Raw genomic sequence first — 14,025 nt, 5'->3', positions numbered from 1 at the left:
AAAGCGTTTAGCGTGGGAGATAAACCGCCGCGTCCCCGCTAATGCATGTCGCGCAAAAGTGTGCAGCGGTTTTGTGATAACGACATGCATAAAAAAGAATCTAAAGCGGATCGCATGAGGCCGATCGAACACGTCGCGCTTTGGAACCGAGATTGGTGCGACCTCGACAGCCTTGCTGTTGCGACGAGACTAGGTCGGCCCCGTCACTTCGCTCGAAGCACCAAGTCCGGACCTTAAGCAATTGCTCTTCCAATAGGCAATTGCGCACAACCTCATTCCCTGCGAAACTATGGTGCTCCGCCTCTCATGCTCGGCGGGCTGGGAGGCAGGACCTTGAATTCGCGGCAGGATAGCGGCGGCAACAGGCTGGACGACGCGGCGCGCGCCGGCTGGCTCTATTACGTTGCCGGCAACACCCAGGACCAGATCGCCGCCACGCTTGGCATCTCCCGGCAGACGGCGCAGCGGCTGGTGTCGCTCGCAGTCTCCGAAGGGTTGATCAAGGTGCGCGTCGACCATCCGATCGCCAATTGCCTCGACCTTGCGGCACGGCTGAAATCGCGCTTTGCGCTTGATCTGGTCGAGGTGGTGCCGAGCGACCCGTCTTCGTCCTCCACCGTCATCGGCGTCGCCGAGGCGGCGGCGGCGGAGATCGAACGGCGGCTGCGGTCGCCCACACCGATCGTCATGGCGATCGGCACCGGCCGCACGCTGAAGGCCGCGATCGAGCAGCTGCCGCCGATGGAATGCCCGCAGCACAAGGTGGTGTCGCTGACCGGCAATATCTCGCCAGACGGTTCGGCGGCCTTCTACAACGTCATCTTCACCATGGCCGACAGGGTCAAGGCGCGCTCGTTTCCGATGCCTTTGCCGGTCATCGCCTCCTCGCCGGAGGAGCGCGAGATGCTGCTCAGCCAGCCGATGATCCAGCCGACGCTGGCGCTTGCGGCCGAGGCCGACGTCACCTTTGTCGGCATCGGCGATCTTGGCCCGAAGGCGCCGCTTTACGAGGACGGCTTCATTTCGGAGGGTGAATTGAAGGCGCTGCAGAAGGCCGGCGGCGTCGCCGAGATCGTCGGCTGGGTATTCGATCGTGACGGCCGCATGATCGAGGGCATCACCAACGACCGGGTCTCGTCGGCACCGCTGCCGTCGCGCGAAAAGTCGCTGGTGATCGCGCTTGCCATGGGCGACCGCAAGCTGCCGGGCATCTTCGCCGCCGTCAACCGGCGGCTGGTCAACGGCCTCATCACCGATGAGCGGACCGCCGCCGCCTTGCTGGCCGGCGCATGATCTCAGAGCCGCTGGCGGTCGGAAACGATCAGGTGAAATCGAAACGCAGCTGAACCCTCGATAAAACGAGCGACATTATTGGTGCCGGCCACAAGGATCGTTGCCGTCGAGGAAGCCCATGTCGCGCTGGAGATGCGGCGGCAGTTCCCGGACGTCGAGATAGGCCCGTTTCCGCGCTGCGTGCCTTGCCAATCCCCGCGCCAGCCGTGAAAACCAGCCATGGGCTGGAGCAAGAAGCAGCTTTTCCTGTAATGTGGTCATGATCGTCAGCCTTCGCTATCTCTAGGCGTAATTGATCTTCAACACGGAATATCGGTAGGACCGGCCGGTGCCGCCAATCAAACGTCGATCATTGCCCATAAGGAGGGCTTATGCCGGAGCTCAATTCACGACAGCTGGTTTCGCAGCTTCCTCCGCTTCAGGCGATCCGGGTGTTCGAGGCGGTGGCGCGGCATCTCTCGTTCACCAAGGCCGCCCAGGAGCTTGGCATGACGCAGGCGGCGGCAAGCTATCAGATCAAGCTTTTGGAGGAGCGCATCGGCGCACCCTTGTTCCTGCGCCAGCCAAAACAGATCGTGCTGACCGAACCTGGCCAACGCCTGGCGCCCGCGGTCAGCGAAGCGTTCGCGCTGTTGAGCGGCGCCTATGCCGCCGCGCGCACCGGCGCCGATGGCGTGCTTTGCGTTTCGACGCTGCTGACCTTTGCCTCCAATTGGCTGGCGCAGCATCTCGGCTCGTTCCAGGTCGCGCATCCGTCGCTGGCGGTGCGCGTCGATACCTCGAACAGGGTTGTCGACTTTGCCAGAGAGGATATCGACATCGCCATCCGCTCCGGCGGCGGCAATTGGCCGGGCGTCGAGACCCATATGCTGTTCCGGGCCGACTTCACGCCGGTCCTTAGTCCAAAGCTCGCGGCAAGCATCGGCGGCGTCAACGAACCGGCCGACCTGCTACGGCTGCCGATCCTCGACCCGGGCGACATCTGGTGGCGGGACTGGTTTGCCGCCGCCGGCCTGCCGGTCGCGGAATTGGCCAAACGCACCGGCACCAGCATGGGCGCGCAGGCCTACGAGGCCAATGCCGCGATTGCCGGCCACGGCGTGGCGATCGTCACCAAGGCGCTGTTCAAGACCGAACTTGCCGACGGCCGCCTGATTCAGCCCTTCGATCTTGTTGGTGACGACGGCCATGCCTATTGGCTGGTCTACCCGACAGCGCGGCGCAACGTGCCGAAGATCCGCGCCTTTCGTGATTGGATCCTGAACGAGATCGCTTGCCAGTAGGCCGAATCCAGGCCACCCGGACAGCAAAGCTCCGGCTTTTGACGGCGCGATGAGCCCGACCCAACCCTTCTCCACATATACCGCGAGTGTCCCAGGCTTGCCGCTGCACGAGACCAGCGTGCTGCGCTGCAGCAACGAATCCGGCTTGACATAATTCACGGTAAGTGAGTAATTGCTCACAGCCAAGGCAAATGCTCATCTTGGTTCATGGGAGGAATTTTGATGAAACTTCGCACGTTCACCCTAGGCCTGTTGTCGGCCAGCGCGCTTGCTTTCGCCGCGCATGCCGAATCCATCACCATCGCCACGGTCAACAATGGCGACATGGTCCGCATGCAGAAGCTGACCGACGACTTCACCGCCAAGAATCCCGACGTCCAGCTGCAGTGGGTCACGCTCGAGGAAAACGTCCTGCGCGAGCGCGTCACCACCGACATCGCCACCAAGGGCGGCCAGTACGACGTGATGACCATCGGCACCTATGAGGTGCCGATCTGGGCCAAGCAGAGTTGGCTCCTGCCGCTCGACAAGCTCGGCGACGACTATGACGTCAAGGACATCATCCCGGCCATTGCCGGCGGCTTGTCGGTCGACGGCAAGCTCTACGCCGCGCCGTTCTACGGCGAAAGCTCCTTCGTCATGTACCGCAAGGATCTGATGGAAAAGGCCGGGCTCAAGATGCCCGATGCACCGACCTGGGACTTCATCAAGCAGGCTGCCGACAAGATGACCGACCGCGCCAACGGCGTGAACGGCGTCTGCCTGCGCGGCAAGGCCGGCTGGGGCGAGAACATGGCCTTCCTGACCGCCATGTCGAACTCGTTCGGCGCGCGCTGGTTCGACGAGAACTGGAAGCCGCAATTCGACCAGCCCGAGTGGAAGAACACGCTGCAGTTCTATGTCGACCTGATGAAGGCCGATGGCCCCGAGGGCGCATCATCCAACGGCTTCAACGAAAACCTGGCGCTATTCCAGCAGGGCAAATGCGGCATGTGGATCGACGCCACCGTCGCTGCTTCCTTCGTCTCTGATCCGAAGAACTCCACCGTCGCCGACAAGGTTGGCTATGCGCTGGCGCCGGACAATGGCCTCGGCAAGCGCGGCAACTGGCTGTGGGCCTGGTCGCTGGCCATCCCCGCCGGCACGCAGAAGGCCGACGCCGCTCAAAAGTTCGTATCCTGGGCTACCAGCAAGCATTATGCCGAGCTCGTCGCCTCGAAGGAAGGCTGGGCCAACGTTCCGCCGGGAACGCGCTCCTCGCTCTATGCCAATCCCGAGTACCAGAAGGCAGCACCTTTCGCCAAGATGACGCTGGACTCGATCAACTCCGCCGATCCGACGCATCCGACCGTCAAGCCGGTGCCTTATGTCGGCGTCCAGTTCGTCGCCATTCCTGAGTTCCAGGGCCTCGGCACCACTGTCGGCCAGCTCTTCTCGGCGGCACTTGCCGGCCAGTCGAGCGTCGACGACGCCCTGAAGCAGGCGCAGGACGCCGCCACCGCGACGATGACCGAGGGCGGTTACATCAAGTAGGCTCCTCCCGGTGCCGGTTGCCAATGGCGACCGGCAACGGCCGCCCGAATCCCAGTTCGGGCGGCCGGCTTTCACACCGCTGAAAACTTGGCTGACCTCGAAGGGTGACCGTCATGGCTACTCAGCAGACCCGTTCGCTTGCCCGCTTCATGATGGCGCCATCCGTGGTGCTGCTGCTGGTTTGGATGATTGTACCGCTGGCATTCACACTGTGGTTCTCCTTCCAGCAGTACAATCCGCTCAATCCGATGCGCGACGGCTTCGTCGGGTTTTCGAACTACGCGCTGTTCTATTCCAACCCGGCATTCCTGCAGTCGATCCTCAACACGCTCACCATCGTCGTCAGCGTGCTTTTGATCACGGTGATCGGCGGTATCTTGCTGGCCCTTCTGCTCGATCAGCCGATGTGGGGACAGGGCATCGTCCGCATCCTCGTCATCTCGCCGTTCTTCGTCATGCCGCCGGTGGCGGCACTGGTCTGGAAGAACATGATCATGCATCCGCAATACGGCGTCTTCGCCGATATTGCGCGCTTCTTCGGCGGGCAGCCGATCGACTGGTTCGGGCAGCACCCGCTTTTGGCCATCATCATCATCGTCGCCTGGCAGTGGCTGCCGTTTGCGACGCTGATCCTGTTGACCGCGCTTCAGTCGCTCGACGGCGAGCAGAAGGAAGCCGCCGAAATGGACGGCGCCGGCTTCATCAGCCGCTTCATCTATTTGACGCTGCCGCATATGTCGCGCGCCATAACCGTGGTCATCCTGATCCAGACGATCTTCCTTCTGTCGGTCTATGCCGAGATCCTCGTCACCACCAATGGCGGCCCGGGTTATGCCTCCACCAACCTGCCCTTCCTCGTCTACCAGAAGGCATTGCTGGAGTTCAAAATCGGCCAGGCGTCCGCCGGCGGTATCATCGCAGTCATTCTCGCCAACATCGTCGCCTTCTTCGCCATGCGCGCCGTCGGCAAGAATTTGGATAAATAAGGGAGGAAACGATGGCACGTGCGCTGAACCACCCCCACTCCGTCCCGCTGCGCGGGACACCTCTCCCCCTGCCCGGGGGAGAGGAAACGCCTGCATCGAAGCCGCACCCTTCCTCTACCCCGTCGATCGGGGGAGAGGTGGTTTGCGCAGCAAACCGGAGTGGGGGTCGACCCTGCCGCCAACATCGCCGATACGGGAGGACCTGACGATGGCACGTGCAGTCACCACCCAGCACAAGACGATTGCGACCGCGGCCGCCTGGATCGTCGCGCTACTGATCTTCTTCCCGATCCTCTATACGATCATCACTTCGTTCAAATCGGAGCAGGAGGCCATCCAGGGCTTCAACCTGTTCCCGTCGGGAACCACGGAGAGCTATTCCGAGGTCCAGGCGCAGAACGGTTATTTCAAATTCTTCCTGAACTCGGTGTTCCTGTCGGTCGGCTCGACCGTCCTGGCTCTGCTTGTCGCCGTTCCGGCGGCATGGTCGATGGCGTTTTCGCCAAGCAAACGCACCAAGGACATCCTGATGTGGATGCTTTCCACCAAAATGATGCCGGCCGTCGCCGTGCTGTTCCCGATCTATCTGATCTTCCGCGATACAGGACTGCTCGACAGCCGCATCGGCCTGATGGTCATGCTGATGTTGATCAACCTGCCGATCGTGGTCTGGATGCTCTACACCTATTTCCGCGAGATCCCGGGCGAGATCCTGGAAGCGGCGCGCATGGACGGCGCATCGCTCTGGAACGAGATCATCTACGTGCTGACGCCGATGGCGGTGCCGGGCATCGCCTCGACCATGCTGCTCAACATCATCCTCGCCTGGAACGAGGCGTTCTGGACGATCCGGCTGACCACCACCGAGGCAGCGCCGCTCACCGCTTTCATCAGCTCCTTCTCCAGTCCGCAGGGGCTGTTCTGGGCCAAGCTTTCGGCCGCCTCGACACTGGCGATCGCGCCGATCCTGATCATGGGCTGGTTCAGCCAGAAGCAGCTGGTCCGCGGCCTGACGTTTGGGGCGGTAAAGTAACGGGCATCGCCTGACGCAAAACGAAAAACAGCCCTTCGGGGGAGGAAATCATGGGAAACATCACGCTCAAGAACGTCTCCAAATCCTTCGGGGCGACGTCCATCATCCCCGGCCTCGACCTGATCATCGAGAACGGCGAGTTCGTCGTCTTCGTCGGCCCGTCGGGCTGCGGCAAGTCCACGCTGTTGCGTCTGATTGCCGGCCTGGAGGACACCAGCGGCGGCACCATCATCATCGATGGCCGCGACGTCACCGGCGAGGCGCCGGCCAAGCGCAAGCTGGCCATGGTGTTCCAGTCCTATGCGCTTTACCCGCATATGACGGTGGCCAAGAACATCGCTTTCCCCCTGAAGATGGCGGGCGAGGACCAGGCGACCATCGACAAGAAGGTGAAGGACGCCGCCCGCATCTTGAACCTCACCAACTACCTAGATCGCCGCCCCGGCCAGCTCTCCGGCGGCCAGCGGCAGCGCGTCGCCATCGGCCGCGCCATCGTGCGCCAGCCTTCCGCCTTCCTGTTCGACGAGCCTTTGTCCAATCTCGACGCGGCGCTGCGCGGCACCATGCGGCTGGAGATCAGCGAGCTGCATCACCAGCTCAAGACCACCATGGTCTACGTCACCCACGACCAGATCGAGGCCATGACCATGGCCGACAAAATCGTCGTGCTCAACGCCGGCAATATCGAGCAGGTCGGCTCGCCGATGGAGCTCTACAAGACACCGAAGAACCTGTTCGTCGCCGGTTTCATCGGCTCGCCGAAGATGAACCTGATCGAAGGCGAGCCGGCCGCCAAATATGGCGCCAGGACAGTCGGCATCCGCCCGGAGCATATGAACATTTCGAAGACGTCAGGCGACTGGAAGGCGACCGTCGGCGTTGCCGAACATCTCGGCTCCGACACGTTTTTGCACGTCCAGGCGGATGGTGTCGGGCAGCTGACGGTGCGTGCCGACGGCGAACTTGCCGCCCATCACGGCGACACAATCTATCTGACACCGGACAAGACCAAGCTGCATCGTTTTGGCACCGATGGGAAGGCGATGCTGCAATGAGGCTCGGAGGTAAATCGGCGCTGATCACCGGATCGGCGCGCGGCATCGGCAGGGCGTTTGCCGAAGCCTACATGCGGGAGGGCGCGACCGTCGCCATCGGCGACATCAATCTCGAGGCTGCCGAGAAGACGGCTTCGGAAATCGGCGGCAACGCCTACGCGGTGAAGCTGGACGTCACCGATCTCGCGTCGATAGATGCGGCTGTCAAGGCGGTCGAAACCAGAGCCGGCGGCCTCGATATTTTGATCAACAACGCTGCGCTGTTCGACCTGGCGCCGATCGTCGAGATCAGCAAGGCAAGCTACGACAAATTGTTCTCGGTCAACGTCGCCGGCACACTGTTTACGCTTCAGGTTGCGGCCCGTTCGATGATTGCCCGCGGCAAGGGCGGCAAGATCATCAACATGGCAAGCCAGGCCGGGCGCCGCGGCGAGGCGCTGGTCGCCGTCTACTGCGCCACCAAGGCGGCGGTCATCTCGCTCACCCAGTCGGCAGGGCTCGACCTGATCAAGCACCGCATCAACGTCAATGCCATCGCCCCGGGTGTCGTCGACGGCGAGCACTGGGACCATGTCGATGCCTTGTTCGCCAAGTTCGAGAACCGGCCGAGGGGCGAGAAGAAGAGACTGGTCGGCGAAGCCGTGCCTTATGGCCGCATGGGCACGGCGCAAGACCTCACCGGCATGGCGGTGTTCCTGGCCAGCGATGAGGCCGAATACATCGTTGCCCAGACCTACAATGTCGATGGCGGCCAGTGGATGAGTTGAGGGGGCGAAGGCGCTCTTCTCCCCGTCTCCTCCAACGGGGGGAAGAGCCGTCCCGCTAAAGGGTAAAAGCAGATGTCCGTGAAACTCTCTTCTTCCATACTCGCCAAGCTTCCGCCCAAGATCGCCGGCCCGAAATACGATCGCGCCGCGCTCAAGGCCGGCATCGTGCATTTCGGCGTCGGCAATTTCCATCGCTCGCATCAGGCCGTCTATCTCGACGACCTCTTCAATTCGGGCGTCGGCCACGACTGGGCCATCGTTGGCGCCGGCGTCTTCGAGGGCGAGAAGGTCGGCCGCGGCAAGCTGCAGGAACAGGACTGGCTGACCACCGTGGTCGAGCAGGACAGCGGCCATATGAGCGCGCGCGTCACCGGCGTTATGATCGATTTCCTGATGCCGGGCGAAGCGACCGCAATCGTCGAGCGGCTTGCCGATCCGGCGATCAAGATCGTTTCCCTGACCATCACCGAGGGCGGCTATTTTATCGATCCGGCTTCTGGCGTGTTCAATCCGACGCATCCCGACATCGTTGCCGACGCTGAGCCGGGGGCGACGCCGAAGACCGTCTTCGGCCTCATCCTCGCTGGGCTGCTGCGCCGCCGCGCCGATGGCATCGTGCCCTTCACCATCATGTCCTGCGACAACATCCCCCACAACGGCCACGTCACTTCCGATGGCGTTATCGGCCTGGCGCGGCTGATCGACGAGGATCTGGCAAATTGGGTGAACGAAAACGTGGCCTTTCCCAATGGCATGGTCGACCGCATCACCCCGGCCACCACCGATCGCGAGCGCGGCATTCTCTCCAGCGAGTTCGGTCTCGACGACAATTGGCCGGTGTTTTGCGAGCCGTTCAAGCAATGGGTGCTGGAGGACCGTTTCACCGATGGAAGGCCGCCGCTGGAACAGGTCGGCGTGCAGTTCGTCAGCGATGTCGCGCCCTATGAGCTGATGAAGATCCGCATCCTCAATGGCGGCCATGCGACCATCGCCTATCCGGCCGGGCTGATGGACATCCATTTCGTCCATGAGGCGATGCAGGAGCCGCTGGTACGCGGCTTCCTCGACAAGCTCGAGCATGACGAAATCATCCCGACCGTGCCGCCGGTTCCGGACACCGACCTCGAAGATTACTACCAGCTCATCGAGCACCGCTTCTCCAATCCGAAGATCGGCGACACCATACGCCGGCTTTGCCTCGACGGCTCTAACCGCCAGCCGAAATTCATCATTCCGACCATCGCTGACCGGCTGAAGGCTGGCAAAAGTGTCACCGGCCTGGCGCTGGAATCTGCGCTCTGGTGTCGCTACTGCTTCGGCACCACGGATTCCGGTGCCGTCACCGAGCCCAACGACCCGAACTGGGGCCGGTTGCAGGGGACGGCCAAGGCGGCCAGGGACATGCCTGCCGCCTGGCTTGCCATGGAGGACATCTATGGCGATGTCGGCCGCTCGCCGCCGTTCGCCGAAGCCTTCGCCCATGCGCTCAAATCGCTGTGGGCGGACGGCGCGCGCGCGACACTGACGCGCTATCTCGCCGGCGACCTCTGAAGCCGATCCAGCGCGATGACGCCTGAACTGGTCATTTTCGACTGTGACGGCGTGCTGGTGGATAGCGAGATGCTGTCCGTCTCGGCATTGCTGGAGATGATCGCGCTTGCCGGCGGCAACGTCAGCGAGGACGTTGCCTACGAGCACTTCCTCGGCAAGAGCATGAAGAGCGTCCGCGAAATCCTCGCAAGCGACTTCGGGCTCGATCTCACCGACCAGCATCTGACCGAGATGCGCTCCGAACTGATGCGCAAGTTTCGCCAGGAGCTGAAACCGATGCCAGGCATGGCACAGGTCCTGCCGAAGCTCGGCGTGCCGTGCTGCGTCGCCTCCTCCGGCACGCTGGAGCGGATCCGCTATGCGCTCAAGGTTACGGGGTTGCTTGGGCTGCTGGAGCCGCATTTGTTCAGCGCTGCCATGGTGGCGCGGGGCAAACCGGCGCCCGATCTTTTTCTCCATGCGGCTGCTAAAATGGGAGCGGACCCGCGAAACTGCCTCGTCGTCGAGGACAGCCCGGCCGGCATCCAAGCGGCGCGGGTGGCAGGCATGCGCGTCCTTGCCTTCACCGGGGGCTCGCACACCGGCAACCCGGCATTGAAAGCGCGGCTTGCGTCGAGTGAGCCGGACTTTATATTCGCTGACATGCTGCAATTGCCCGATCTGATTGCAGGCCTGGGAGCGAGAGCAAGAACACCTTGACCAACAGTTTCGTTTGCGCGGTCGATGTCGGCACCGGAAGCGCCCGTGCGGGCATTCTCGATACCGCTGGCGCCTTGCTCGGCCGCGCCGAGCACCCGATTGCCATGAAACAGCCGAAGGCCGATCACGCCGAGCACGATTCGCAGGATATCTGGTCGGCGGTGTGCATTGCCGTACGCGCTGCCCGCGAAAAGGCGCGCGTGAAGGGTGAGGATATCGTCGGCATCTCCTTTGACGCCACCTGCTCGCTGGTGGTGCGAGACCGGCATGGCGGCCAGCTCAGCGTGTCGGTATCAGGCGAAAGACGCTGGGACACCATCGTCTGGCTTGACCATCGCGCCATTGCCGAGGCCGATGAATGCACGGAAAGCGGCCATGCCGTGCTCGGCTACATCGGCGGCGTGATGTCGCCGGAAATGGTGACGCCGAAGCTGATGTGGCTGAAGCGCAATCTGCCCGGGACATGGAACGAAGCCGGCTATCTATTCGACCTCACCGACTTTCTGACCTGGAAGGCGACCGGTTCGCTCGCCCGCTCGCAATGCACGCTGACCGCCAAATGGACCTATCTGGCGCACGAAAACACCGGCTGGCGGCACGACTTTTTCCAAGCCGTCGGGCTCGGCGATATCTTTGAGCACGGCAATCTGCCGGAAAAGGCAAGCCCGGTCGGTGCCGATATCGGCCCGCTCGGCGCGCAAGCCGCGACGGAGCTTGGCCTCACCGAAAAATGCCGGGTCGGCGCCGGCGTCATCGATGCCTATGCGGGCGCGCTCGGGGTACTCGGCGGTTTCGCCGGTGACGCGACGAACATCGGCCGCCATCTGGCTCTGATTGCCGGCACGTCGAGTTGCGTCATGGCTATGTCGCCCGATCCGCAGCCTTTCGCCGGTGTCTGGGGGCCCTATTATGGCGCCGCCCTTCCCGGCCTGTGGCTGTCGGAAGGCGGCCAGTCGGCCACCGGCGCGCTGCTCGATCACATCATCCGCTGGCATGGCGCCGGCGGCGAGCCGGATGCCGCCATGCATGCCAGGATCGCCCGCCGCGTCGCCGAGCTGCGCGCCGCTGAAGGAGACAACCTCGCCGCCAGGCTGCATGTGCTGCCCGATTTTCACGGTAACCGCTCGCCGCTCGCCGACCCGCATGCCGTAGGCGTCATCAGCGGGCTGACGCTGGATTCGTCCTTCGACAGTCTGTGCAAGCTCTATTGGCGCACCGCCGTCAGCATCGCGCTTGGCGTCCGCCATGTGCTGGAGGCGCTGAACGAGAACGGCTATCTGATCGACACGCTGCATGTCACCGGCGGCCACACCAAGAACCCCTTGCTGATGGAGCTCTATGCCGACGCCACCGGATGCACGGTGGTCGAGCCGCTGGCGGACGAGGCGGTGCTGCTCGGCACCGGCATGATTGCCGCCACCGCTGCCAGGCTTTTTCCCGATTTGAACGCCGCTTGCGTCGCTATGCAGCAAGGCGGCAGGACGCGCGAGCCCAATCCGGCTGCCGCCGGCCGGTTCGATCGCGACTACCGCGTGTTTCTCGAGATGCATCGGCAAAGGCAGGCGCTGGACGCGATCCGATAGATCGGGATCGGCGGCTATCTCTGGTTCCAGCGCCGGACGACCGGTTCGTCAAGGCCGTGCTCATAACCGATCACGCTTACGCTGGCGGTATCCAGCACGAAAAGCGCGCCGTCTTGCGGTGGCAGGCCGAGCCAGCGTGCGGCTAGCACCCTCAGGAAATGCGAACTTGAGAAGACCAGGACATTGCCGCTGGCCTCGAGCAACTGGCTGACGATCCGGTCCGCCCTCGAGCCTACATCCGTGGCGGACTCGCCGCGCGGGCAGCCGTCGCGAAAGAGCCGCCAACCGGGACGCTCGGCGAGGATTTGCTTGGTGGTCAATCCCTCATAAGCACCATAATCCCACTCCGCCAGATCGTCCTTCTTCACGCCTGACGAGCCGAAGCCGGCCAGCGCACAGGTGTTGAAGGCGCGCTGCGACGGGCTCGACCACATCGCCGAGAAGGATAGACCCTTTAGCCGCTCAGTGACCCGCCTTGCCGCATCCTCGCCGGCCGGCGTCAGCGGTATGTCGGTCCGGCCGGTATGTTTTCCGGACGCACTCCATTCCGTCTCGCCATGCCGAACCAGATAGATTTCGGGAAACGCGCTCATCAGGCTGCCTTTCAAAGGAATCCACCGTGACCATAGCGGCTTCCATGGCCTCTCCAATAGCCTGCATTGAGCCGACTGGCTTAACCCTTCCGCAAGTCAGCCTCTTGCCACCGGTGCCCATTTCATAGACAAACCCGTCGTAATGCGGAATCCGGCCGATCTTGGCCATTTTCCGCGCTGAGACGCGGCTTCCGGCTCTTGCCGACGTGCCGCAATCGGATAGGCGGAAAAAATGTCTGCGATCGAAGCCGACGCTCGCGCGCCGGAAAACCTTTGGCGTCGGGAAATCAGGGCGATGCTGGCGCTCGCCTGGCCGATGGTGCTGACCAATCTCGGTCAGACCGCGATGACCGCTACCGACGTCATGATGATGGGGCGGCTGGGGCCGGACACGCTGGCCAGCGGTGCGCTTGGTGCCAACCTTTACTTCATGCCGCTGATCTTTGGACTTGGATTGATGCTGGCGACCTCGCCGATGATGGCGACCGAGCTCGGCCGTCGCCGCCACTCGGTGCGCGACCTGCGCCGCACCGTGCGCCAGGGTCTGTGGCTGGCGATCCTCATTTGCATTCCGATCTGGGTCTTTCTCTGGCACGGCGAGGCCGTGTTGCTGGCCATGGGTCAGGAACCGGCGCTGGCGCATCAGGCCGGCATCTATCTGCGCTGGCTCGAATGGGCGGTGCTGCCCTTTTTCGGCTACATCGTCCTGCGCTCGTTCATTTCGGCGCTGGAGCGGCCGGGCTGGGCACTGATCATCGTTTTCGTTGCCGTCGCCTGCAACGCCTTTTTCAACTGGCTGTTCATGTTCGGCAATCTCGGCATCCAATCGATGGGCATCGCCGGCTCCGGCCTCGCCACCACGCTGTCCAGCACGTTAATGTTCGCCGGCATGGCGGCGGTGGTGATGCTTGAGAAGAAATTCCGGCGCTATCGTCTGTTCGGACGCTTCTGGCGGGCCGATTGGCCGCGCTTCAAGGGCCTGCTGCGGCTCGGCCTGCCGATCGCCGGCCTGCTGGCGTTTGAGGTGACGATTTTCAACGCGGCGGCCTTTCTCATGGGCCTGATCGATGCGGCTTCGCTTGCCGCCCATGCGATCGCCATCCAGATCGCCTCGATCACCTTCATGGTGCCGCTCGGCCTCAACCAGGCGGTGACGGTGCGCGTCGGACTTGCCCACGGCGCCGGCAATCCGGAAGGTGTCAGCCGGGCCGGCTGGACCGCGTATGTCGTCGGTGTCTCCTTCATGGCGCTGATGGGGCTGGTGATGATCCTGTGGCCGCATCTCTTGATCGGCGCCTTCATCGATCTGGGCAATCCGGCTAATGCCGAGGTGGTGGCGCTTGCCGTGTCGTTCCTCGCCTTTGCCGCGCTGTTCCAGGTTTTTGACGGTGCGCAGGCGGTCGCCAGCGGCATGCTGCGCGGCCTGCACGACACCAAGGTACCGATGATCTATGCCGCGATCGGCTATTGGGGCATCGGCCTGCCGCTCGGCGTGCTGCTCGCCTTCCATTTCGGCTTCAACGGCGTCGGCATCTGGATCGGCCTGTCGTCCGGGCTGGCGGTGGTCGCCGCGCTCCTGCTGGGACGCTGGCTGCGGCGGGACAGGATCGCGCCGCCGCTGGTGTTCGGGCGTTGAATTGCTGGTCGCC

Annotated in this window: 13 protein-coding genes; 11 read left to right on the top strand and 2 right to left on the bottom strand. The window is 63.1% G+C overall.

Annotation, left to right across the window (positions count from 1 at the left end; all coding sequences use genetic code 11):
- Positions 1 to 333: 333 nt before the first annotated feature.
- A complete protein-coding gene (locus NKH05_RS07960) occupies positions 334 to 1,293 on the top strand; it encodes a sugar-binding transcriptional regulator (protein ID WP_023722533.1) in 960 nt (319 codons plus the stop codon).
- A 75-nt stretch (positions 1,294 to 1,368) separates the two neighbouring features.
- On the opposite strand, the gene NKH05_RS07955 is transcribed toward NKH05_RS07960, so the two are convergent.
- Entirely contained in the window at positions 1,369 to 1,554 is a 186-nt protein-coding gene (locus tag NKH05_RS07955; RefSeq protein WP_352495054.1) for a hypothetical protein, read from the bottom strand.
- Positions 1,555 to 1,664: 110 nt separating this feature from the next.
- Between NKH05_RS07955 and gcvA the strand changes: the two genes are divergently transcribed.
- From gcvA to NKH05_RS07910, 9 genes are all read left to right on the top strand, one after another.
- Positions 1,665 to 2,576, top strand: a complete 912-nt coding sequence (gene gcvA, locus NKH05_RS07950) for a transcriptional regulator GcvA (RefSeq protein ID WP_023722531.1) — start codon at positions 1,665 to 1,667, stop codon at positions 2,574 to 2,576.
- 222 nt (positions 2,577 to 2,798) lie between these two features.
- Positions 2,799 to 4,109: an ABC transporter substrate-binding protein gene (locus NKH05_RS07945; RefSeq protein ID WP_023722530.1), complete on the top strand. Its 1,311-nt coding sequence runs from the start codon at positions 2,799 to 2,801 to the stop codon at positions 4,107 to 4,109.
- 113 nt (positions 4,110 to 4,222) lie between these two features.
- Positions 4,223 to 5,095 carry a carbohydrate ABC transporter permease gene (locus NKH05_RS07940; RefSeq protein ID WP_031195183.1) on the top strand — a complete coding sequence of 291 codons (873 nt, stop codon included), beginning with the start codon at positions 4,223 to 4,225 and terminating at the stop codon, positions 5,093 to 5,095.
- A 208-nt stretch (positions 5,096 to 5,303) separates the two neighbouring features.
- Positions 5,304 to 6,128: a carbohydrate ABC transporter permease gene (locus NKH05_RS07935; RefSeq protein ID WP_352484354.1), complete on the top strand. Its 825-nt coding sequence runs from the start codon at positions 5,304 to 5,306 to the stop codon at positions 6,126 to 6,128.
- A gap of 50 nt (positions 6,129 to 6,178) precedes the next feature.
- Positions 6,179 to 7,183: an ABC transporter ATP-binding protein gene (locus NKH05_RS07930; protein WP_352484353.1), complete on the top strand. Its 1,005-nt coding sequence runs from the start codon at positions 6,179 to 6,181 to the stop codon at positions 7,181 to 7,183.
- The gene (locus NKH05_RS07925; protein WP_352484352.1) at positions 7,180 to 7,950 is read left to right on the top strand and encodes an L-iditol 2-dehydrogenase; all 771 of its coding nucleotides are present in this window, start codon (positions 7,180 to 7,182) and stop codon (positions 7,948 to 7,950) included. Before NKH05_RS07930 ends, NKH05_RS07925 begins: the two co-directional genes overlap by 4 nt.
- 72 nt (positions 7,951 to 8,022) lie before the next feature.
- Entirely contained in the window at positions 8,023 to 9,501 is a 1,479-nt protein-coding gene (locus NKH05_RS07920; protein ID WP_352484351.1) for a mannitol dehydrogenase family protein, read from the top strand.
- A gap of 15 nt (positions 9,502 to 9,516) precedes the next feature.
- Positions 9,517 to 10,200: an HAD family hydrolase gene (locus NKH05_RS07915; RefSeq protein ID WP_352484350.1), complete on the top strand. Its 684-nt coding sequence runs from the start codon at positions 9,517 to 9,519 to the stop codon at positions 10,198 to 10,200.
- Positions 10,197 to 11,783, top strand: a complete 1,587-nt coding sequence (locus tag NKH05_RS07910; RefSeq protein ID WP_352484349.1) for an FGGY-family carbohydrate kinase — start codon at positions 10,197 to 10,199, stop codon at positions 11,781 to 11,783. Before NKH05_RS07915 ends, NKH05_RS07910 begins: the two co-directional genes overlap by 4 nt.
- Positions 11,784 to 11,797: 14 nt before the next feature.
- Here the strand turns inward: NKH05_RS07910 and NKH05_RS07905 are convergent, their stop codons facing one another.
- Complete coding sequence (locus tag NKH05_RS07905) at positions 11,798 to 12,379, bottom strand: histidine phosphatase family protein (RefSeq protein WP_352484358.1); 582 nt, start codon at positions 12,377 to 12,379, stop codon at positions 11,798 to 11,800.
- Between the two features lie 229 nt (positions 12,380 to 12,608).
- Between NKH05_RS07905 and NKH05_RS07900 the strand changes: the two genes are divergently transcribed.
- A complete protein-coding gene (locus tag NKH05_RS07900; protein WP_352484348.1) occupies positions 12,609 to 14,012 on the top strand; it encodes an MATE family efflux transporter in 1,404 nt (467 codons plus the stop codon).
- Positions 14,013 to 14,025: the final 13 nt, after the last annotated feature.

It is taken from the genome of Mesorhizobium sp. M1399 (genome assembly GCF_040317735.1).
In the GTDB taxonomy this organism is placed as follows: Bacteria; Pseudomonadota; Alphaproteobacteria; order Rhizobiales; family Rhizobiaceae; genus Mesorhizobium.
Note: the sequence above shows the minus strand (reverse complement) of the source record. Positions and strands in the feature narration are given on the sequence as shown.

What these genes read in the sequence shown, in the direction of transcription:
- NKH05_RS07955 (WP_352495054.1), bottom strand. Translation starts at nt 1,554, where the DNA reads ATGACCACATTACAGGAAAAGCTGCTTCTTGCTCCAGCCCATGGCTGG.
- gcvA (WP_023722531.1), top strand. Translation starts at nt 1,665, where the DNA reads ATGCCGGAGCTCAATTCACGACAGCTGGTTTCGCAGCTTCCTCCGCTT.
- NKH05_RS07945 (WP_023722530.1), top strand. Translation starts at nt 2,799, where the DNA reads ATGAAACTTCGCACGTTCACCCTAGGCCTGTTGTCGGCCAGCGCGCTT.
- NKH05_RS07940 (WP_031195183.1), top strand. Translation starts at nt 4,223, where the DNA reads ATGGCTACTCAGCAGACCCGTTCGCTTGCCCGCTTCATGATGGCGCCA.
- NKH05_RS07935 (WP_352484354.1), top strand. Translation starts at nt 5,304, where the DNA reads ATGGCACGTGCAGTCACCACCCAGCACAAGACGATTGCGACCGCGGCC.
- NKH05_RS07930 (WP_352484353.1), top strand. Translation starts at nt 6,179, where the DNA reads ATGGGAAACATCACGCTCAAGAACGTCTCCAAATCCTTCGGGGCGACG.
- NKH05_RS07925 (WP_352484352.1), top strand. Translation starts at nt 7,180, where the DNA reads ATGAGGCTCGGAGGTAAATCGGCGCTGATCACCGGATCGGCGCGCGGC.
- NKH05_RS07920 (WP_352484351.1), top strand. Translation starts at nt 8,023, where the DNA reads ATGTCCGTGAAACTCTCTTCTTCCATACTCGCCAAGCTTCCGCCCAAG.
- NKH05_RS07915 (WP_352484350.1), top strand. Translation starts at nt 9,517, where the DNA reads ATGACGCCTGAACTGGTCATTTTCGACTGTGACGGCGTGCTGGTGGAT.
- NKH05_RS07900 (WP_352484348.1), top strand. Translation starts at nt 12,609, where the DNA reads ATGTCTGCGATCGAAGCCGACGCTCGCGCGCCGGAAAACCTTTGGCGT.